Origin of the sequence: Sphingomonas aquatilis, assembly GCF_014196115.1 — a bacterium.
Classification (GTDB): domain Bacteria; phylum Pseudomonadota; class Alphaproteobacteria; order Sphingomonadales; family Sphingomonadaceae; genus Sphingomonas; species Sphingomonas aquatilis.
Map to the genome: position 1 here is coordinate 352,077 of NZ_JACIDB010000001.1, position 15,805 is coordinate 367,881.

15 protein-coding genes are annotated in these 15,805 nt (G+C 68.2%); 8 read left to right on the top strand and 7 right to left on the bottom strand.

Annotated elements, in window-relative coordinates; all coding sequences use genetic code 11:
• The first annotated feature begins 11 nt into the window (after positions 1 to 11).
• Positions 12 to 1,292: a glycoside hydrolase family 130 protein gene (locus tag GGR47_RS01655; protein WP_043059863.1), complete on the top strand. Its 1,281-nt coding sequence runs from the start codon at positions 12 to 14 to the stop codon at positions 1,290 to 1,292.
• Positions 1,293 to 1,528: 236 nt separating this feature from the next.
• Here GGR47_RS01655 and GGR47_RS01660 read toward each other — a convergent pair whose 3' ends face one another.
• On the bottom strand, positions 1,529 to 1,696 hold the full coding sequence (locus tag GGR47_RS01660; protein WP_156002590.1) for a hypothetical protein: 168 nt from the start codon (positions 1,694 to 1,696) through the stop codon (positions 1,529 to 1,531).
• Between the two features lie 144 nt (positions 1,697 to 1,840).
• The gene (locus GGR47_RS01665; protein ID WP_183949413.1) at positions 1,841 to 3,820 is read right to left on the bottom strand and encodes an OPT family oligopeptide transporter; all 1,980 of its coding nucleotides are present in this window, start codon (positions 3,818 to 3,820) and stop codon (positions 1,841 to 1,843) included.
• Positions 3,821 to 3,958: 138 nt separating this feature from the next.
• Here GGR47_RS01665 and GGR47_RS01670 point away from each other — a divergent pair, with 138 nt between their 5' ends.
• Positions 3,959 to 5,254, top strand: a complete 1,296-nt coding sequence (locus GGR47_RS01670; RefSeq protein ID WP_147036606.1) for a homoserine dehydrogenase — start codon at positions 3,959 to 3,961, stop codon at positions 5,252 to 5,254.
• 155 nt (positions 5,255 to 5,409) lie between these two features.
• Here the strand turns inward: GGR47_RS01670 and GGR47_RS01675 are convergent, their stop codons facing one another.
• From GGR47_RS01675 to GGR47_RS01695, 5 genes are all read right to left on the bottom strand, one after another.
• Entirely contained in the window at positions 5,410 to 5,847 is a 438-nt protein-coding gene (locus GGR47_RS01675) for a hypothetical protein (protein WP_147036605.1), read from the bottom strand.
• On the bottom strand, positions 5,844 to 6,191 hold the full coding sequence (locus tag GGR47_RS01680) for a hypothetical protein (protein ID WP_063687601.1): 348 nt from the start codon (positions 6,189 to 6,191) through the stop codon (positions 5,844 to 5,846). Before GGR47_RS01680 ends, GGR47_RS01675 begins: the two co-directional genes overlap by 4 nt.
• Positions 6,192 to 6,271: 80 nt before the next feature.
• A complete protein-coding gene (locus tag GGR47_RS01685; RefSeq protein ID WP_017977587.1) occupies positions 6,272 to 6,547 on the bottom strand; it encodes a hypothetical protein in 276 nt (91 codons plus the stop codon).
• Between the two features lie 60 nt (positions 6,548 to 6,607).
• The gene (locus GGR47_RS01690; protein WP_063687603.1) at positions 6,608 to 7,039 is read right to left on the bottom strand and encodes a CoA-binding protein; all 432 of its coding nucleotides are present in this window, start codon (positions 7,037 to 7,039) and stop codon (positions 6,608 to 6,610) included.
• 223 nt (positions 7,040 to 7,262) lie between these two features.
• Positions 7,263 to 8,210: an Mrp/NBP35 family ATP-binding protein gene (locus GGR47_RS01695; protein ID WP_147036604.1), complete on the bottom strand. Its 948-nt coding sequence runs from the start codon at positions 8,208 to 8,210 to the stop codon at positions 7,263 to 7,265.
• A 71-nt stretch (positions 8,211 to 8,281) separates the two neighbouring features.
• Here GGR47_RS01695 and hflK point away from each other — a divergent pair, with 71 nt between their 5' ends.
• The 6 genes from hflK to leuB all read left to right on the top strand — a co-directional run bounded on the left by hflK (position 8,282) and on the right by leuB (position 15,801).
• Positions 8,282 to 9,412, top strand: a complete 1,131-nt coding sequence (gene hflK / locus GGR47_RS01700; protein ID WP_017977590.1) for an FtsH protease activity modulator HflK — start codon at positions 8,282 to 8,284, stop codon at positions 9,410 to 9,412.
• 32 nt (positions 9,413 to 9,444) lie between these two features.
• Positions 9,445 to 10,284, top strand: coding sequence for a protease modulator HflC (gene hflC / locus GGR47_RS01705; protein ID WP_017977591.1), 840 nt, complete (start codon positions 9,445 to 9,447; stop codon positions 10,282 to 10,284).
• 153 nt (positions 10,285 to 10,437) lie between these two features.
• The gene (locus GGR47_RS01710; RefSeq protein WP_147036603.1) at positions 10,438 to 11,994 is read left to right on the top strand and encodes a Do family serine endopeptidase; all 1,557 of its coding nucleotides are present in this window, start codon (positions 10,438 to 10,440) and stop codon (positions 11,992 to 11,994) included.
• 147 nt (positions 11,995 to 12,141) lie between these two features.
• On the top strand, positions 12,142 to 13,791 hold the full coding sequence (locus tag GGR47_RS01715) for a helicase HerA-like domain-containing protein (RefSeq protein WP_147036602.1): 1,650 nt from the start codon (positions 12,142 to 12,144) through the stop codon (positions 13,789 to 13,791).
• 206 nt (positions 13,792 to 13,997) lie between these two features.
• The gene (gene recO, locus GGR47_RS01720; RefSeq protein WP_147036609.1) at positions 13,998 to 14,729 is read left to right on the top strand and encodes a DNA repair protein RecO; all 732 of its coding nucleotides are present in this window, start codon (positions 13,998 to 14,000) and stop codon (positions 14,727 to 14,729) included.
• Between the two features lie 34 nt (positions 14,730 to 14,763).
• Positions 14,764 to 15,801: a 3-isopropylmalate dehydrogenase gene (leuB, locus tag GGR47_RS01725; protein WP_147036608.1), complete on the top strand. Its 1,038-nt coding sequence runs from the start codon at positions 14,764 to 14,766 to the stop codon at positions 15,799 to 15,801.
• Positions 15,802 to 15,805: the final 4 nt, after the last annotated feature.

Genomic DNA, 15,805 nt, shown 5'->3' on the forward strand with positions numbered 1-15,805 from the left:
TCTGAAGCGCGATGGATCTGTTCAATCACGGGTTGCGGCTGCATGCCGATCCGTCCCGCGTCGTCGTCCGCCCGTTCCACATCGCGTGGGGCGGCAAGGGCGGCGCACCCAATCGGACGGAACGGCTGGTGGGCGAAGTGCTTGCCATGTCGACGGAAGAGGCGCGCGATCAGCTCGAGGCCGTGCTGAAGGATTTCGAGGCACGCCACTGGCAGACCCGGCGCGTCTTCATGACGCGCTACGACGAAATCGAGGAGTTGCTCGGCCTCGACGGCACCGAGATCAGCGACGAAAAGCGCCAGCTGATCGGCGCCTATTTCTGCCACGAATACAGCTATGCCGCCGCGGCGCTGATGAACCCCAGTGCGGTGCCGCATTTCGACCAGTCGGGCATGCCCGAAGGATCGATGCGCATCCTGATGAGCTTGCGCTCGGTCGGCGAGGGGCACATCTCCTCGGTCGCGTTCCGTGAAGGCATCATTTCGAACGGCCACGAACTGGAACTGGCGCCGGAGCCGCCCTTTGCCACCGCCACGGACGTGATCGGCGGCGAGGAAGAAATGCCGGCGGGGCCGGTCACGGTCTGGCGCCATCGCGATTCGACCCTGTCGGGCACGGTGATCTTCCCGATCACCCAGGCGCAGTCCAAGGGGCTGGAAGATCTGCGCATCAGCCACTTCCAGCATGACGACGGCAGCTTCGAATGGATCGGCACCTACACGGCTTATAACGGGTCGGTGATCCAGTCGGAACTGATGCGCACGCGCGATTTCCGCAGCTTCGACCTCGTGCCGATGTCGGGTTCCGCGGCGCGGAACAAGGGCATGGGCCTGTTCCCACGCAAGGTCGGCGACCAGTATATGATGATCGGCCGGCAGGACGGCGAGAATCTGTTCCTGCTGAAGTCGGACAGCCTGGAGCATTGGGACGAGGGCGAGAAGATCCTGACCCCCGTCTTTCCGTGGGAGCTGGTGCAGATCGGCAATTGCGGTCCGCCCATCGAGCTGGACGAGGGCTGGCTGCTGCTGACCCATGGTGTCGGCGCGATGCGCAAATATTCGATCGGCGCGGCTCTGCTCGACAAGAACGATCCGTCGAAGGTGCTGGGCCGCACGCGCGAACCCATCCTCGCCGCGAAGGATCAGGATCGCGAGGGCTATGTCCCGAACGTCGTCTACAGCTGCGGCGCGATCCGCCATGGCGACACGCTGTTCCTGCCTTATGGGATCGCCGACAGTTCGGTGGGCTTTGCGTTCGTAGCGATCAAGGACCTGCTCGCCGCGATGGTGTGAGCGGGTCGAGTTTCGGCACTGTCACCCGTCGTCCCGGCGCAGGCTTGGGTAGAGCCTTTGAGCGTGGCAGCGGTGCGCCGTCATCGCCTTAGAGCCGGAGGCCATGACCTAGAACCGTTCGTGCTGAGCTTGTCGAAGCACAGGTGCCCGCAAGTGCCGACCTCGCTTGTGGCACCCCGCCCTTCGACAGGCTCAGGGCGAACGGAGAAGGGGGATTAACGCCATCTCATCACGCTCTAGCGCGCGTCGCGAGAGTCGCGCGTGGCGGGAATCTGCGACAATTTGGTCAGCAGCAGAGGAATGTCGTCGGTGATGAACGTGTCGGTCGGCACGGGCATGCTACGACGCAGCGTACGGCCAACGGTGCTGAACCGATCGCGATGCTGCTGTGCTGACGATGTCACGACTGACCCCAAATGACGCATACGGCAAACCCGGCGATCGCCGGCCGGGGGGGGGATGGCTGGGCGATCACCGGGTTCTGAGTGCATAACGGCGTGCATCGGTAAGGGTTCCCGGCGCGACGAACGGTTCGTCGCTTTTTGGGATCAGGGCTGCGTCACCGATCGGCGTGTCAGGCGATAGAGGCCCGCGACCAGCGCCAGGAAGGCGATCGTGCCGCCGATCAGCGCGATCGTGTCGAACCCCGCCGGCGCGATCGCCAATGGCGCGTCGGACCCGGTGACATAGACGATGACGGCGAAGGCGACGCCCCACAGGCTTTCGCCGACGATCATGCCGGTCGCGGTGAGCACGCCCATGCGCCTGGCGAATTCGACGTCGGGCGTGCGGTCCGCCCAGCGGTCGTACAAAGCGCCGATCACCGCGCCGAGCACGACCGGCAGCGTCACCGCCATCGGCAGATAGACGCCGAGGCCGACGCCGAGCGGCGGCAGGCGGAGCTTGCCGGTGCGGCCCAGCGTCTCGTCGAGCGCGATCACGCCGACGCCGATGAGGGCGCCGTAACCGATCATCGCCCAATTGAGGTTGCCGCCGAGCACGCCCTTCGCCAGCGCGGAGATCAGCGCTGCCTGCGGGGCGGCGAGTGCATTGGGCCCGGCGCCCGGCGCGCCCTGGAACCCGAGGGTCGTGGCGAGCAGTTCGAGCACGGGCGGCACGACCAGACTGCCGAAGATGACGCCGAAGATCAGCGCGACCTGCTGCTTCCAGGGCGTTGCGCCGACCAATTGGCCGGTCTTGAGGTCCTGCAGGTTGTCGTTGGAGATGGTCGCGACGCCGAAGACGATACCGGTGACGATCAGCGCATAGGCGACGAGCGCCTGCGTCGTGTCCGCGCCCGCACCGCGCCCGAACAGGCCGACCAGCATTAACGAGGCGGCGAGGACGGAGAGGATGCCGATCCCCGACACCGGACTGTTCGATGCGCCGATCAGGCCCGCCATATAGCCGCACACCGCCGCGATCACGAGGCCGAGGACGAGTACGAACACCAACGCGCCGGCGATCAGCACGACCGCCGATCCCGCCAGCGGCCCCCCTGCGATCACCGACCAGAGCAGGCCCGCGATCGGCACCAAAGTCGCGAGGCTGACGATTGCGACGATACCGATCGGCAGATCGCGCTCGCCCAGCGCCAACGTCGCGCCGCTGCGCTTGGCTGCGCTGGCCGCGATCGACGAGCGGATGCCGGCGATCACCGGCCCGATGATCTTGAGAAGCGTCCAGATCGCCGCAACGCCGATGACGCCCGCGCCCAGGAAACGCACGTCGGTGTGGAATACGCCGCCGACCCAAGCCTCCAGGCCGACGCCGGCCGCGGCAGGCGACAGGCCGGTGAGGATCGGCAGGGCGACCCACCAGCCGATGACGACGCCGGCGAACATCGCGAGGCCGACCGACAGGCCGACCAGATGCCCGGCACCGATCAGCGCGAACGAGAGGCCGCCGGAGATTGCGGTCGCGCCGCTGCCGACGCGGAAGAACTGCGCCGCCTCTGCAACGACCAGCTTTGTCTGGGTGAGCAGTGCGAAGCCGGCCGAGACGATCGCGTTGACGACGATGAGCTTGAGGCCCTTGCCACTTTCCGCTTCGCCCGCCCGGTTGCCGGCGCCGACCATCAGCACTTCGGCGGCGGCGCGGCCTTCGGGATAGGGCAGGTCGGTATCGACCACGAGCGCGCGGCGCAGCGGCACCGAGAACATGACGCCGAGGATGCCGCCGGTCATCGTGATCCCGGCAGTGAGCAAATAGGGGAACCCCTGCCACCAGCCGATCATCACGAGGCCGGGGAGCACGAAGATGATCGCCGCCAATGTGCCCGCCGCCGACGCGACCGTCTGGACGATGTTGTTTTCGAGGATCGTCGCGCCCGGCAGATAGCGCAGGATCGCCATCGAGATGACCGCGGCCGGGATCGACGTCGCAAAGGTGAGGCCGACCTTCAGCCCGAGATACACGTTCGCCGCGGTGAACAGCAACGTGATGAGCCCGCCGAGCAGGATGCCGCGAACGGTGAGTTCGGCGACGGGCGTCGTGCGGTCGGACCGGGGGGAGGGGGCGGTGGCCATGGATCGGGGCGCTCGTCGGCAAAGGGAGGTGTCGTGTGGTTCTGCACGTCGCATGGCGGATCGGCAATGGCGGGTGTCCGCGCGACATAAGCTTGCGCTATCTCGACAGCGGACGCTGCTTTCCGCTAGGCGGCGGCCATGACCACGAACACACCCTTGCGCGTCGCCTTGTCCGGTCTCGGTACGGTCGGCGGCGGCGTCATCCGCCTGCTCGATGCGAACCGCGACCTCATCACCCGCCGCGCGGGCCGCGGGATCGAGGTGGTGGCGGTATCCGCCCGCGATCGCAGCAAGGACCGTGGGATCGACCTGACCCGCTTCGACTGGGTGGACGACACGCGCGAATTGGCGTCGCACCCGCAGGCGGATGTGGTGGTGGAGCTGGTCGGCGGCTCCGACGGCCCGGCGCTGACGCTCGCCCGCTCGACGCTGGCGGCGGGCAAGGGCTTCGTCACCGCGAACAAGGCGATGCTGGCGCACCATGGCCTGGAACTGGCCAGCGCGGCGGAGGCGGCGGGCGTGCCGCTGAAGTTCGAGGCGGCGGTCGCGGGCGGCATCCCGGTGATCAAGGGGCTGCGCGAGGGCGCTGCCGCCAATGCGATCGGCCGGGTGTACGGCATTCTCAACGGCACGTGCAATTTCATCCTGTCCAAGATGGAAGCCGAGGGCCGCGATTTCGCCGAGGTGCTCGCCGAGGCGCAGGCGCTGGGCTATGCCGAGGCGGATCCGAGCTTCGATATCGATGGCGTCGATGCGGCCCACAAATTGTCGATCCTGGCGAGCATCGCCTTTGGCACGCGGCCGGCGTTCGCGGATGTGGCGGCGACGGGCGTGCGCCATGTGATCGCGGCGGACATCGCGGAGGCGGCGGCGCTGGGGTATAAGGTTCGCCTCGTCGGGGTCGCCGAATCCGGCGCGAACGGGCTGTTCCAGCGCGTCCATCCGCATCTGGTGCCGATCGACCATCCGCTCGCCCATGTCACCGGGTCGCTCAACGCGGTGGTGGCGGAGGGCAATTTCGTCGGCCGGCTGTTCTTCCAGGGCGCCGGCGCGGGCGAGGGGCCGACCGCGAGCGCGGTGGTCGCCGACCTGATCGATATCGCGCGGGGCGAGTTCGGCCCGCCCTATGCAATGCCCGCCGCCTCGCTGACCGCCGAGCCGAAGGCGGACAGCGGCGAACGCCGTGCCCGCGCCTATCTGCGCTTCACCGTCGAGGACAAGGTGGGCGTGCTCGCCGAGATCGCCGCGGCAATGCGCGATGCCGGCGTGTCGATCGAAAGCCTGATCCAGCGCGGCGTCGCCGCCGACGGCAGCGTCATCGTCGCGATCGTGACGCACGAAGGGCCGGAACGCAGCGTCGCGCATGCGCTGGAGAAGCTGCGCGGATCGCAGAGCCTTGCCGGCCAGCCTTTGTGGATGCCGATCCTGGGGTGACGTTCGCCGTTTCGAGGAAGATGGACGACAGGAACACCTGAACGGAAACGGTCGGGGTTATCGTTTGGGGCAGTGTCCCACGGCTCATCGTTGGCGCGTGTTGCTCCCGCCATTTTCGTTTTCCCGGCGTGCGCCGGGATGACGAAGATGGAGGGTTACGGCTTGACCGTCACGGCGCCCGTGGACGGCGGGTCGTCGAGCGGGATGGCGATGCGGCCGCGTTTGTCGGGTTTCTTGGCGAAGGCGGATTTGAGTGCTTTCGCCGCGGCGATCGCCATCGGCACGATCGGCGGGCCGAAGCCCACCGTGCAGCCGCCCTGGCGTGCAGCGCAGGGCGTTCCCTGCAATTCCAGCGCGCGAACGCTCGACAGTTCGGGGTTGGCGCCGCGGCCGGGGGCGGGGTCGCGCTCCTCGGGCAGGGGCAGGCGATTGCCGGTGTCGCCGTTGCCGCAGACGACGATCGAGCCCTTGTCGTCGGGCTGGCCGCATTGCTTGGCGAGGATCGAGAAGCGCTGCGGCGTGGTGGCGGGTTGCGGGGCGGTGGCCGGCTGCGTCGCGGCCGCGGCCTGCAAAGCGAAGGCGAGCAGGATCATGGCGCCAGCGGCCGGTCGGTGGTGCCGGTCAGGCCGTTGCGACTGCTCATCGTGACACCCGCCATGCCGCCGCCGACCTTGAAGGGCGAGAGTTCCTCGACCGGATTGGTACGGTGGAGCAGGCGGTCGCGCTCGACGGCGACCGCTTCGTAGCGCGGATCACCGGCATCGTGGACGATCAGCGGCACGCGGAAGCGGTCGGCGCGGCGACGACCGCAGACGGTGATGTCGGTCGTGTTGGGATCGGCGACGCAGCGTTCGCCGGCGATCACGTCGCGCGATCGCCCGATCAGCCCCTGCGCATCGTCTCCCGCCTGTACGGCCAGCAGCATCATCCAGATCATGCATCCCCCCTCATGCGGGCAGGGCCTATCGTCGCGGGTCGATCGCGTTCGGTCAATCGTCTCCGATCAGTCGCCCCCGATCAGTCGTCGAAATCGGTCTTGAAGATCGTGCGGCCGCGGCTGGTGCAGAATTTGTCGCCGACCACCTGACATTTCGTGCCGTCATTGGCAAAGGCGCGATCCTTCGAATTGCGGGCGAGCGGATCGGGTTCATAGGGAACGCGATAATCCTCCTGCCGCGGCGGCGGGGTGCAGGCGCCGCTGATGCAGCCGAGCGTCGGTTTGGAGGGCGTCAGCTTGAACCCCGCGACGGTGTCGTTGGCGGCGGACGGGATCAGCAACAGTAGCGCGAACATGGGACGGGCACTCCCGAACGGCTTTGGTGGGAACGAATGTTGGCCGAAACGTCGCGACGATCAAGCGCTAACCGGGGCGACCTGCAGGCGGGGGATTTCGATCGCGGGGCAGCGGTCCATCACGACCTGCAATCCGGCGGCCTCGGCACGGGCGGCGGCGGCCTCGTCGATCACGCCCAGTTGCATCCACACCGCCTTGGCGCCGATCGCGATCGCCTGATCGACGATCGGACCGACCGCGTCGGAGCGGCGGAAGATATCGACGATGTCGATCGGATCGCCCAATTGGTCGAGATCGCGGAAGACGAATTCGCCGTGCAGGTGCTCGCCGGTGATTTGCGGATTGACCGGGATCACGCGATAGCCGTGGGTCTGGAGCGTCGCCATGACGCGGTAGGAAGGGCGATCGGGCCGATCGGACGCACCGACCAGCGCGATGGTGCGGGCGGTTTCAAGCAGCGTCTTGATCGCGGCATCGTCGGTGAGGGGCATCGGTGCGTCTCCGGCTGGGTGGGAGCTATACCGTTGCCGGGGGCGGTGGTTCCTTGGGCGCGTGTGAGGTGTTGGCCTTTGGCGGGGCGACGCGCACCTTTTGCTTCGTCACCCCGGACTTGATCCGGGGTCCCGCTGATTGGCGACGTTTGAAGAAGAAGAAGCGGGACCCCGGCTCAGGGCCGGGGTGACGGGAGTGTGGTGGGCGCGCGGGCGGGGGGTGTTAGTGGGTGGCGAGCCACTCCGCGACGCGGGCGGCGATGGGGGCGAAGATCGTGTCGTTCGGGTCCGCGGCGGGCGGGCGGCCGGCGTCGGAGGCGGTGCGGATGTCGATTGCCAGCGGCACGCGGCCGAGGAAGGGCAGACCGAGCCGCTCGGCGGTGGCTTCGGCGCCGCCCTGGCCGAAGGGATCGGAGATTTCGCCGCAATGCGGGCAGGCATAGCCCGCCATATTCTCGATGAGGCCGATCACCGGGACGCCGGCCTTGTCGAACAGGTCGATCGCGCGCGTCGCATCGATGAGCGCGAGGTCCTGCGGCGTCGAGACGATCACGGCCCCGGCGGGCTTATGCTTCTGCACCATCGTCAATTGCACGTCGCCGGTGCCGGGCGGCAGGTCGAGCACGAGCGTATCGGTCGCGCCCCAGTCGGCCTCCACCAGCTGCGTCAGCGCGCCCGCGACCATCGGCCCGCGCCAGGCGAGCGCACGGCCGTCCTCGACCAACTGCCCCATCGACAGCATCGGCACACCATAGGGGGTGGGGACGGGATCGAGCACCTTGTCCTTCGCGGTCGGGCGCTGGCCCTCGGCGGCCATCAGCCGCGGCTGCGAGGGGCCATAGATGTCGGCGTCGACCAGCCCGACGCGGCGGCCGCTCTGCTTCAGGGCGATGGCGAGATTGGCTGCGAGCGTCGACTTGCCGACGCCGCCCTTGCCGCTCGCCACCGCGATCAGCCGGCGCGCCACCCGCTCGGCGGTGACGACGATGCGGACCTCGCCAGCCCAGCTGCGTTCGGCGGCGGCGCGGACCTCCGCCTCCAGCGCCGCGCGCGCGCGCGCCGACAGGCCGGTCGCGTCGAGGACGATGCCGGCGCGGTCGCCTTCGAAGCGCAAGGTGGCGCGGCTGCCGGCGGCGGCGCGGACGGCGGCGATCGTAACGTCTTGTGTCATGGGCGCGCAGATAGGGGCCCGGCTGCGGCTTGGCACTGTTTTTCCGCAAACACCCTCCTATAACAGAGGGCATGACGATCCTGCCGGGCAACACCAATCGCCCTCCCATTCTCGCCGCCGAACCGCCGAAGAGCCCGTGGGGATCGGGCGATGACGATCAGGGCGGTGGCCCGCGCAACCCCTGGGCGCTGCCGCCGGGCGGTCGCAAGCCCGCCAACAAGCCGACGGCGCTCGACGAATTCCTGAAGAAGGCGCGCGGCGGCGGTGGCGGCGGCAATGGCGGCGGCGGGGGCTTCGGCGGCCTGCCCGTGTCGCCCAATCCGCGCGCGCTGTGGCTGATCGGGGCGGGGATCATCCTGCTCGTCTGGATCCTCTACACCTCGATCCACCCGATCGCGCCGCAGGAACGCGGCGTGGTGACCTACCTCGGCCGCTATTCGGGGACGCTCGATCCCGGCATCGCGATGACGATGCCCGCGCCGATCGCGCGCGTGGTGAAGGTGGACGTGCAGAATATCCGCATCGAGAATTTTCCCGAGACCGGCTCGGAAAATCTGATGCTGACGCGCGATCAGAACATCATCGACCTCGCCTATGCGGTGCGGTGGAAGATCGCGAACCCGCAGGATTACGTGTTCCAGATCGACAAGCCGCGCGAGACGGTGCGCGCGACGGCGGAAAGCGTGATGCGCGAAGTGGTCGCCAACCAGACGCTCGACGCGGCGCTCGGGCCGGGCCGCGCGCAGATGGAGAATCAGGCGCAGGAGCGGATGCAGAAGGTGCTGGATGATTACAAGTCGGGCATCGTTGTGGTCGGCGTCGGCATCAAGCAGGCCGATCCGCCTGCGCGCGTCAACGATGCGTTCAAGGACGTGACCGCCGCGCAGCAGGACGCGCAGGGCGTGCGCAACCAGGCGCAATCCTATGCCAAGCAGGTGATCGCGCGGGCCGAGGGCGAGGCGTCACAGTTCGACAAGGTGTACGAGCAATATAAGCTCGCCCCCGCCGTCACCCGTCGCCGCATGTATTACGAGACCATGGAGGCCGTGCTGGCCAAGTCCGACAAGACGATCGTCGAGCCGTCGAACGTCGTGCCCTATCTTCAGTCGCAGGGCGCGCGCCGCCTGCCCGACAGCGTGCCTGCGGCACCGGCGGCGGTGACGCCGACCCAGCCCGTCACCACGACGGGAGGCGGCCAGTGAAGGGGCTCTGGCGGCACCCGATCGCGCTCGGCATGGCGGCGCTGATCCTCGTCATCCTGCTTGCCGCGACGATCGTGATCGTGCCCGAGACGCAGCAGGTGGTGATTCTGCGCTTCGAACAGCCGGTGCGCACGGTGAACGCGTGGAAGCCGAACGAACAGTTCGGGCGGACCGGTGCGGGGCCGATCCTGCGCATTCCGTTCGTCGATCGGCTGGTATGGCTGAACAAGCGCGTGCTGGACGTCGATTACGACAACCAGCAGGTGCTCTCGTCCGACCAGCTGCGGCTCGAGGTGGATGCCTATGCGCGCTTCCGCATCATCAACCCGCTGAAGGCGGTGAACGCGACCGGCAGCACGTCGCAGACCGAAAGCGCGATCACCGATGCGCTGCGGCCGCTACTCGGCAGCTCGATCCGCAACGAGTTGGGCAATCAGCCGTTCGCGACATTGCTCAGCCCCGAGCGTGACCAAGTGATGGACAATATCCAGGCGCGCCTGCAACGGCTCGCCAGCCAATATGGCGTGCAGATCGTCGACGTGCGGATCAAGCATGCCGACCTGCCCGACGGCAGCCCGCTCGACCGTGCGCTCGCGCGGATGGCGACGGCGCGCCAGCAGCAGGCGATCACGATCCGCGCACAGGGGCAGAAGGACGCGCAGATCATCCGCGGCGAAGCCGATGCGCAGGCCGCGCGCATCTATGCCGAAAGCTTCACCAAGGACGCCGACTTCTACGACTTCTATCGCGCGATGCAGTCGTATCGTCACACGTTCGGGGCAGACGGCGGCCCGGCCCCCAGCGGGTCGACGAACATCATCCTGTCACCGAACAACAGTTACTTGCGCGAGTTCGAAGGGCGTGGTCGGTAACGGGGAGGCCAGCGGGGCGTTGATTGTCGGCGCCCCGCTCCCCAGCTGAACAGTCCCAGCTTTCGGGGCCGTGAACATTCAAGCGGCGTTCAGGCGTTCGGGGCCAGTACGGCCCCGCTCCGGGACGCCATTCAAGAAGAGGATTTCCCCCTAGTGCGCTACGCCTACGCCATCACCAGTGCGCTTCTCCTCGGCGGTGCGACCGCCACGCTCGCGCTGCAGCCGAGCGTTGCCCAGCAGGCCCAGAACGAACCGGGTGCCATCCAGGCGAGCGTGCCGCGCTCGGGCGCGCCGATGAGCTTTGCCGACATGGTCGCCAAGCTTCAGCCGGCGGTCGTCAACATCTCGACCAAGCAGACGATCGTGCAGCGTCAGCAGGCGAACCCGTTCTCAGGGACCCCGTTCGGCGACCTGTTCGGCGGCATGGGCATGGGCGGCCAAGGCGCGCCGGTGAAGCGTGAGGGCGCGTCGCTGGGTTCAGGCTTCCTGATCTCGCCGGACGGCTATGTCGTGACCAACAACCACGTCATTGCGCCGGGTGCGCAGGGCGCGACGGTCAATTCGATCACCGTCACGCTGAATAACAACAAGGAATATACCGCCCGCGTTATCGGCAAGGACCAGGATTCGGACCTGGCGCTGCTCAAGATCGACGCGACCAACCTGCCCTATGTGAAGTGGGGCGACAGCAGCAAGGCGCGCGTCGGCGACTGGGTGCTGGCGATCGGCGAGCCCTTCGGCCTGGGCGGCACGGTGACCGCGGGTATCATCTCGGCGATCAACCGCGTCACCGGGCAGGGCGGCGCATATGACCGCTTCATCCAGACCGACGCCTCGATCAACCAGGGCAATTCGGGCGGCCCGATGTTCGACCTCAACGGCAATGTGATCGGCGTCAATTCGCAGATCTTCAGCCAGTCGGGCGGCAATATCGGCATCGGCTTCGCGATCCCCGCGGCGACCGCCAAGCCGATCATTGAAACGTTCATGAAGGGCGGCAAGATCACACGCGGCTATATCGGCGTGACGATCGGCGGCGCGGTGGACGACGATGCGGCGGCGGCACTCGGCATCCCCAAGAACCAGGGCGAGCTGATCGCCGGGGTCGAACCGACGGGGCCGTCGGCGAAGGCGGGCCTGCGGTCGGGCGACGTGGTGACGCGGATCAACGGCCAGGACGTCAATCCGAACCAGACGCTGACCTATCTCGTGTCGAACCTGCAGCCGGGCACGACCGCGCGCTTCGATATCCTGCGCGGCGGCAAGCCGATGACGATCAACATCGCCGTCGCGACGCGTCCGTCGAACGAGCAGTTGCAGGCGCGCGCCAACGGCGGCGAGGATTCGGGTGGGTTCGGGCCGAACGGTGGTCAGGGCGACGACGACGGGTCGGATGAGGGCACGACGCAAGGGACGACGGCCCCGCTCGGTCTGAACGTCCAGCCGCTCACGCCGGGTATCGCTCGCGCGATCGGCGTCGATCCGACCGTGCAGGGCGTCGTCATCGCGACGGTCGACGCGAGCAGCGACGCCGCCGGCAAGCTGAAGCGCGGCGACGTCATCCAGGGCATCAATGGCAACCCGGTGCGCACCGCGGCGGATGTCGCGCGGATCGTCGCGCAGGCGAAGGCGGCGGGTCGTCCGCAGGTGCTGCTGCTGGTGCAGCGTGGCCGCGGCGCGCCGGGCTTCATCCCGCTCAAGGTGAAGTGATCGCGACCGGTACGACATTACGCCGTCACCCAAGGTCGAGCCTGGGGTGACGGGAAAGGGGTCGCTGCTCTTTCAGGGCTGCGGCCCTTTTCCTTTGGCCGCCCGCCGCGCTACGTCTGCCGCCGGGAACAAGCAGGAGCGCGAGGCATGGCGGACGGGATCTTCATCGGGGCCGGCGAAGGCGAGGGCGGCAAGCCGCAGATGCTCGACCTCAAGCGTGCCAACCGCCACGGGCTGATCGCCGGGGCGACCGGCACCGGCAAGACGGTGACGGTGCAGGGGATCATCGAAGGCTTCAGCAAGATCGGCGTGCCGAGCTTCGTCGCCGACGTGAAGGGCGACCTGTCCGGCCTCGCCATGGCCGGATCGCCGACGGCCAAGACGCACGCCGCCTTCGCCGCGCGTGCCGCGGAGATCGGCGAGAGCGACTGGGCCTATGCCGACACGCCCGTGCAATTCTGGGACCTGTATGGCGAACAGGGGCATCCGATCCGCACCACCGTCAGCGAGATGGGGCCGCTGTTGCTCAGCCGGCTGCTCGATCTCAACGAGGTGCAGGAGGGCGTGATGACGATCGCCTTCCACGTCGCGGACAAGGAAGGGCTGCTGCTGCTCGACCTCGACGATTTGCAGGCGATGCTGGCGCATTGCGCGGAGCGGGCGGACGAGCTGACGACGACCTACGGCAACGTCTCGAAGCAGTCGATCGGCGCGATCCAGCGGTCGCTGCTCCAGCTGCGCACGCAGGGGGGCGAGCATTTCTTCGGCGAGCCGGCGCTGGAGATGGACGACTTCCTCCGCACCGACGACAAGGGGCGGGGCATCGTCAACATACTCGCTGCCGACAAATTGATGGCGGCGCCGAAGCTCTACAGCACGTTCCTGCTGTGGCTGATGAGCGAGCTGTTCGAGCATCTGCCCGAGGTGGGCGACCCCGATAAGCCCAAGCTCGTCTTCTTCTTCGACGAGGCGCATCTGCTGTTCGACGATGCGCCCAAGGCGCTGCTCGACAAGATCGAGCAGGCCGTGCGGTTGATCCGCTCGAAGGGCGTCGGCATCTATTTCATCACGCAGAACCCGATCGACATCCCCGATACGGTGGCGGGGCAGCTGGGCAATCGCGTGCAGCATGCGTTGCGCGCCTTCACCCCGCGCGATCAGGCGGCGGTGCGCAGTGCCGCCGAGACGTTCCGCGCCAATCCCGGCGTCGATGTGGCGACCGCGATCACCGAATTGAAGGTCGGCGAGGCTTTGGTGTCGCTGCTCCAGCCCGATGGGTCGCCGTCGCCGGTCGAGCGCACGCTGATCAAGCCGCCCGCGAGCCGCGTCGGCCCGGTGACGCCGCAGGAGCGCGGCGTGATGATCCAGACGGATGCGATCGGCGACAAATACGACACGGCGGTGGATCGCGAATCGGCCGAGGAAATCCTCGCCGCCAAGACGCAGGAGGCGGCGGCGTCCGCGGCGGCGGCACGGGCGGCCGACGATGCGGAAAAGGCGGCGGCGGTGCAGGCCAAGCAGGACGCGCAGGCTGCGAAGGAAGCGGCGCGTGCCGCGGCGGCGCAGGCGAAGGCCGAGGCGCAGGCGCAACGGGCGGCGGAGCGTGAGGCGGCGAATAGCCCTTGGGCGAAGGCGATGACCTCTGCGACGCGGGCGGCGAGTTCGTCGATCGGGCGGCAGGTGGCCAACGAGATCGGCAAGCAGGTGTTCGGCACGGGATCGCGACGGTCGTCGTCGTCCGGCGGTCTGGTGGGGACGGTGCTGCGCAGCGTGCTGGGGAATTTGATGCGGCGGTGAGGGAGGGCTCCGGTCGCCCCATCCACCGCGTCACCCCGGACTTGGTCCGGGGTCCACCGGGCCGCGGGGGGCTGGCCTGAACCTTTGACCGTCCCCCTTGCCGCGGAGTGGACCCCGGAACGAGTCCGGGATGACGGGTGGATTGGGGGAAAGACGCGTTCGAAGCGGCCCGCGACTTCTCCTCTTCGCGCGCCTATATCCCGGCCATGCATCTGCGCGCGCCTGCCATCGTTCTCGCCGTTCGCGCGCATGGCGAGCATGGGGCGGTGGTGCGGGCGCTGACGCGCGATGATGGCGTGCAGCCGGGCTATGTCCGGGGCGGTCGGTCACGGCAGATGCGGCCGATCCTGCAGCCCGCCAATGCGATCCAGGGGGAATGGCGGGCGCGGACGGGGGAGCAATTACCGGCGCTGACCATCGAACCGCTGCACAGCCGCGCCGCTTTGCACGGCGAGCCGCTCGCGGCGGCGGCGCTCGCCTGGGTGACGGCGCTGACCGCGGCGGCCTTGCCGGAGGCGCAGCCCTATCCGCACCTGTACGATGGTTTGGGCGCGGTGCTCGATGCGGTGGAGGCGGCGCCGTCCGCGCGTGGCTGGGCGAGCGTGCTGGTGCGCTACGAGCTGCTGCTGCTCGCCGAGCTGGGGTTCGGGCTGGATCTCGGCCGGTGCGTGGTGACGGGCGGCGATGCGGATCTGGCCTATGTCTCGCCGCGTAGCGGGGGGGCGGTGTCGCGCGGCGCGGCCTATGGCTATGAGGAGAAGCTGTTCACATTGCCCGCATTTCTGCATGCCGGCGGGGCGGCGGAGTGGCCGGATATCTTTGCCGGGCTGGCGATCACCGGCCATTTCCTCAGCCGCGACGTGCTGACCGACCGGCACGCCGATCCGCTCGCGGCACGCGCACGGCTGGTCGCCATGCTGAAAAGGGCCGTTGCGTGAGCAAGGCCCGCGCGGCTAGGCAGCGGCCATGGCAATGATCGCTCTCCTCGCCGGTGACGGCATCGGTCCCGAAGTCGTCGCACAGGCGCGCCGCGTGCTCGACGCGCTCGACCTCGATCTCACCTATGAAGAGGCGCTGGTCGGCGGGGTCGCCTATCATCAGGCGGGCCATCCGCTGCCGGAGGCGACGCTGGACGTGGCGCGGCGTGCAGACGCGTTGCTGTTCGGTGCGGTCGGCGATCCGACGTGCGACAGTCTGGAGCGCGGCCTGCGGCCCGAACAGGCGATCTTGGGCCTGCGCAAGCACCTCGGCCTGTTTTCCAACCTGCGGCCTGCGACCCTGTTCGAGGGGCTGGAGGATGCGAGCGCGCTGAAGCCGGAGGTCGCGAAGGCGATCGATCTGCTGATCGTGCGCGAGCTGAACGGCGATGTCTATTTCGGCGAGAAGGGCCGGCGCGCGGGCAAGGATGGCGCGCGCGAAGGCTATGACATCATGTCGTACGACGAGACCGAAGTGCGCCGCATCGCGCATGTCGGCTTCCAGGCGGCGGCGAAGCGGCGTGGGCAATTGTGTTCAGTCGACAAAGCGAACGTGCTCGAAACATCGCAATTGTGGCGCGACGTGGTGATCGAGGTATCGGCCGAATACCCCGACGTGCAGCTCACCCATATGTACGTCGACAATGCCGCGATGCAGCTGGTGCGCAATCCGGGGCAGTTCGACGTGATCGTCACCGGCAATCTGTTCGGCGACATCCTGTCGGATCAGGCGTCGATGTGCGCAGGGTCGATCGGCATGCTGCCCTCGGCCAGCCTGGATGACGCGGGCAAGGGGCTGTACGAGCCGATCCACGGGTCGGCGCCCGATATTGCGGGGCAGGGCAAGGCCAATCCGTGCGCGGCGATCCTGTCGGCGGCGATGATGCTGCGCCATTCGCTCAGCGAACCCGCGGCGGCGGACCGGATCGAGGCGGCGGTGGCGCGCGCGATCCGCGATGGCGCGCGTACCGCGGATTTGGGCGGCACGATGAGCACCGCCGCGATGGGCGACGCGGTCCTCGCCGCGCTGTAAGCGA

Bases quoted from the DNA above. Each gene is read 5' to 3' on its own strand.
- GGR47_RS01655 (WP_043059863.1), top strand. From the start codon at position 12: ATGGATCTGTTCAATCACGGGTTGCGGCTGCATGCCGATCCGTCCCGC.
- GGR47_RS01665 (WP_183949413.1), bottom strand. From the start codon at position 3,820: ATGGCCACCGCCCCCTCCCCCCGGTCCGACCGCACGACGCCCGTCGCC.
- GGR47_RS01670 (WP_147036606.1), top strand. From the start codon at position 3,959: ATGACCACGAACACACCCTTGCGCGTCGCCTTGTCCGGTCTCGGTACG.
- GGR47_RS01675 (WP_147036605.1), bottom strand. From the start codon at position 5,847: ATGATCCTGCTCGCCTTCGCTTTGCAGGCCGCGGCCGCGACGCAGCCG.
- GGR47_RS01680 (WP_063687601.1), bottom strand. From the start codon at position 6,191: ATGATCTGGATGATGCTGCTGGCCGTACAGGCGGGAGACGATGCGCAG.
- GGR47_RS01685 (WP_017977587.1), bottom strand. From the start codon at position 6,547: ATGTTCGCGCTACTGTTGCTGATCCCGTCCGCCGCCAACGACACCGTC.
- GGR47_RS01690 (WP_063687603.1), bottom strand. From the start codon at position 7,039: ATGCCCCTCACCGACGATGCCGCGATCAAGACGCTGCTTGAAACCGCC.
- GGR47_RS01695 (WP_147036604.1), bottom strand. From the start codon at position 8,210: ATGACACAAGACGTTACGATCGCCGCCGTCCGCGCCGCCGCCGGCAGC.
- hflK (WP_017977590.1), top strand. From the start codon at position 8,282: ATGACGATCCTGCCGGGCAACACCAATCGCCCTCCCATTCTCGCCGCC.
- hflC (WP_017977591.1), top strand. From the start codon at position 9,445: ATGGCGGCGCTGATCCTCGTCATCCTGCTTGCCGCGACGATCGTGATC.
- GGR47_RS01715 (WP_147036602.1), top strand. From the start codon at position 12,142: ATGGCGGACGGGATCTTCATCGGGGCCGGCGAAGGCGAGGGCGGCAAG.
- recO (WP_147036609.1), top strand. From the start codon at position 13,998: ATGCATCTGCGCGCGCCTGCCATCGTTCTCGCCGTTCGCGCGCATGGC.
- leuB (WP_147036608.1), top strand. From the start codon at position 14,764: ATGATCGCTCTCCTCGCCGGTGACGGCATCGGTCCCGAAGTCGTCGCA.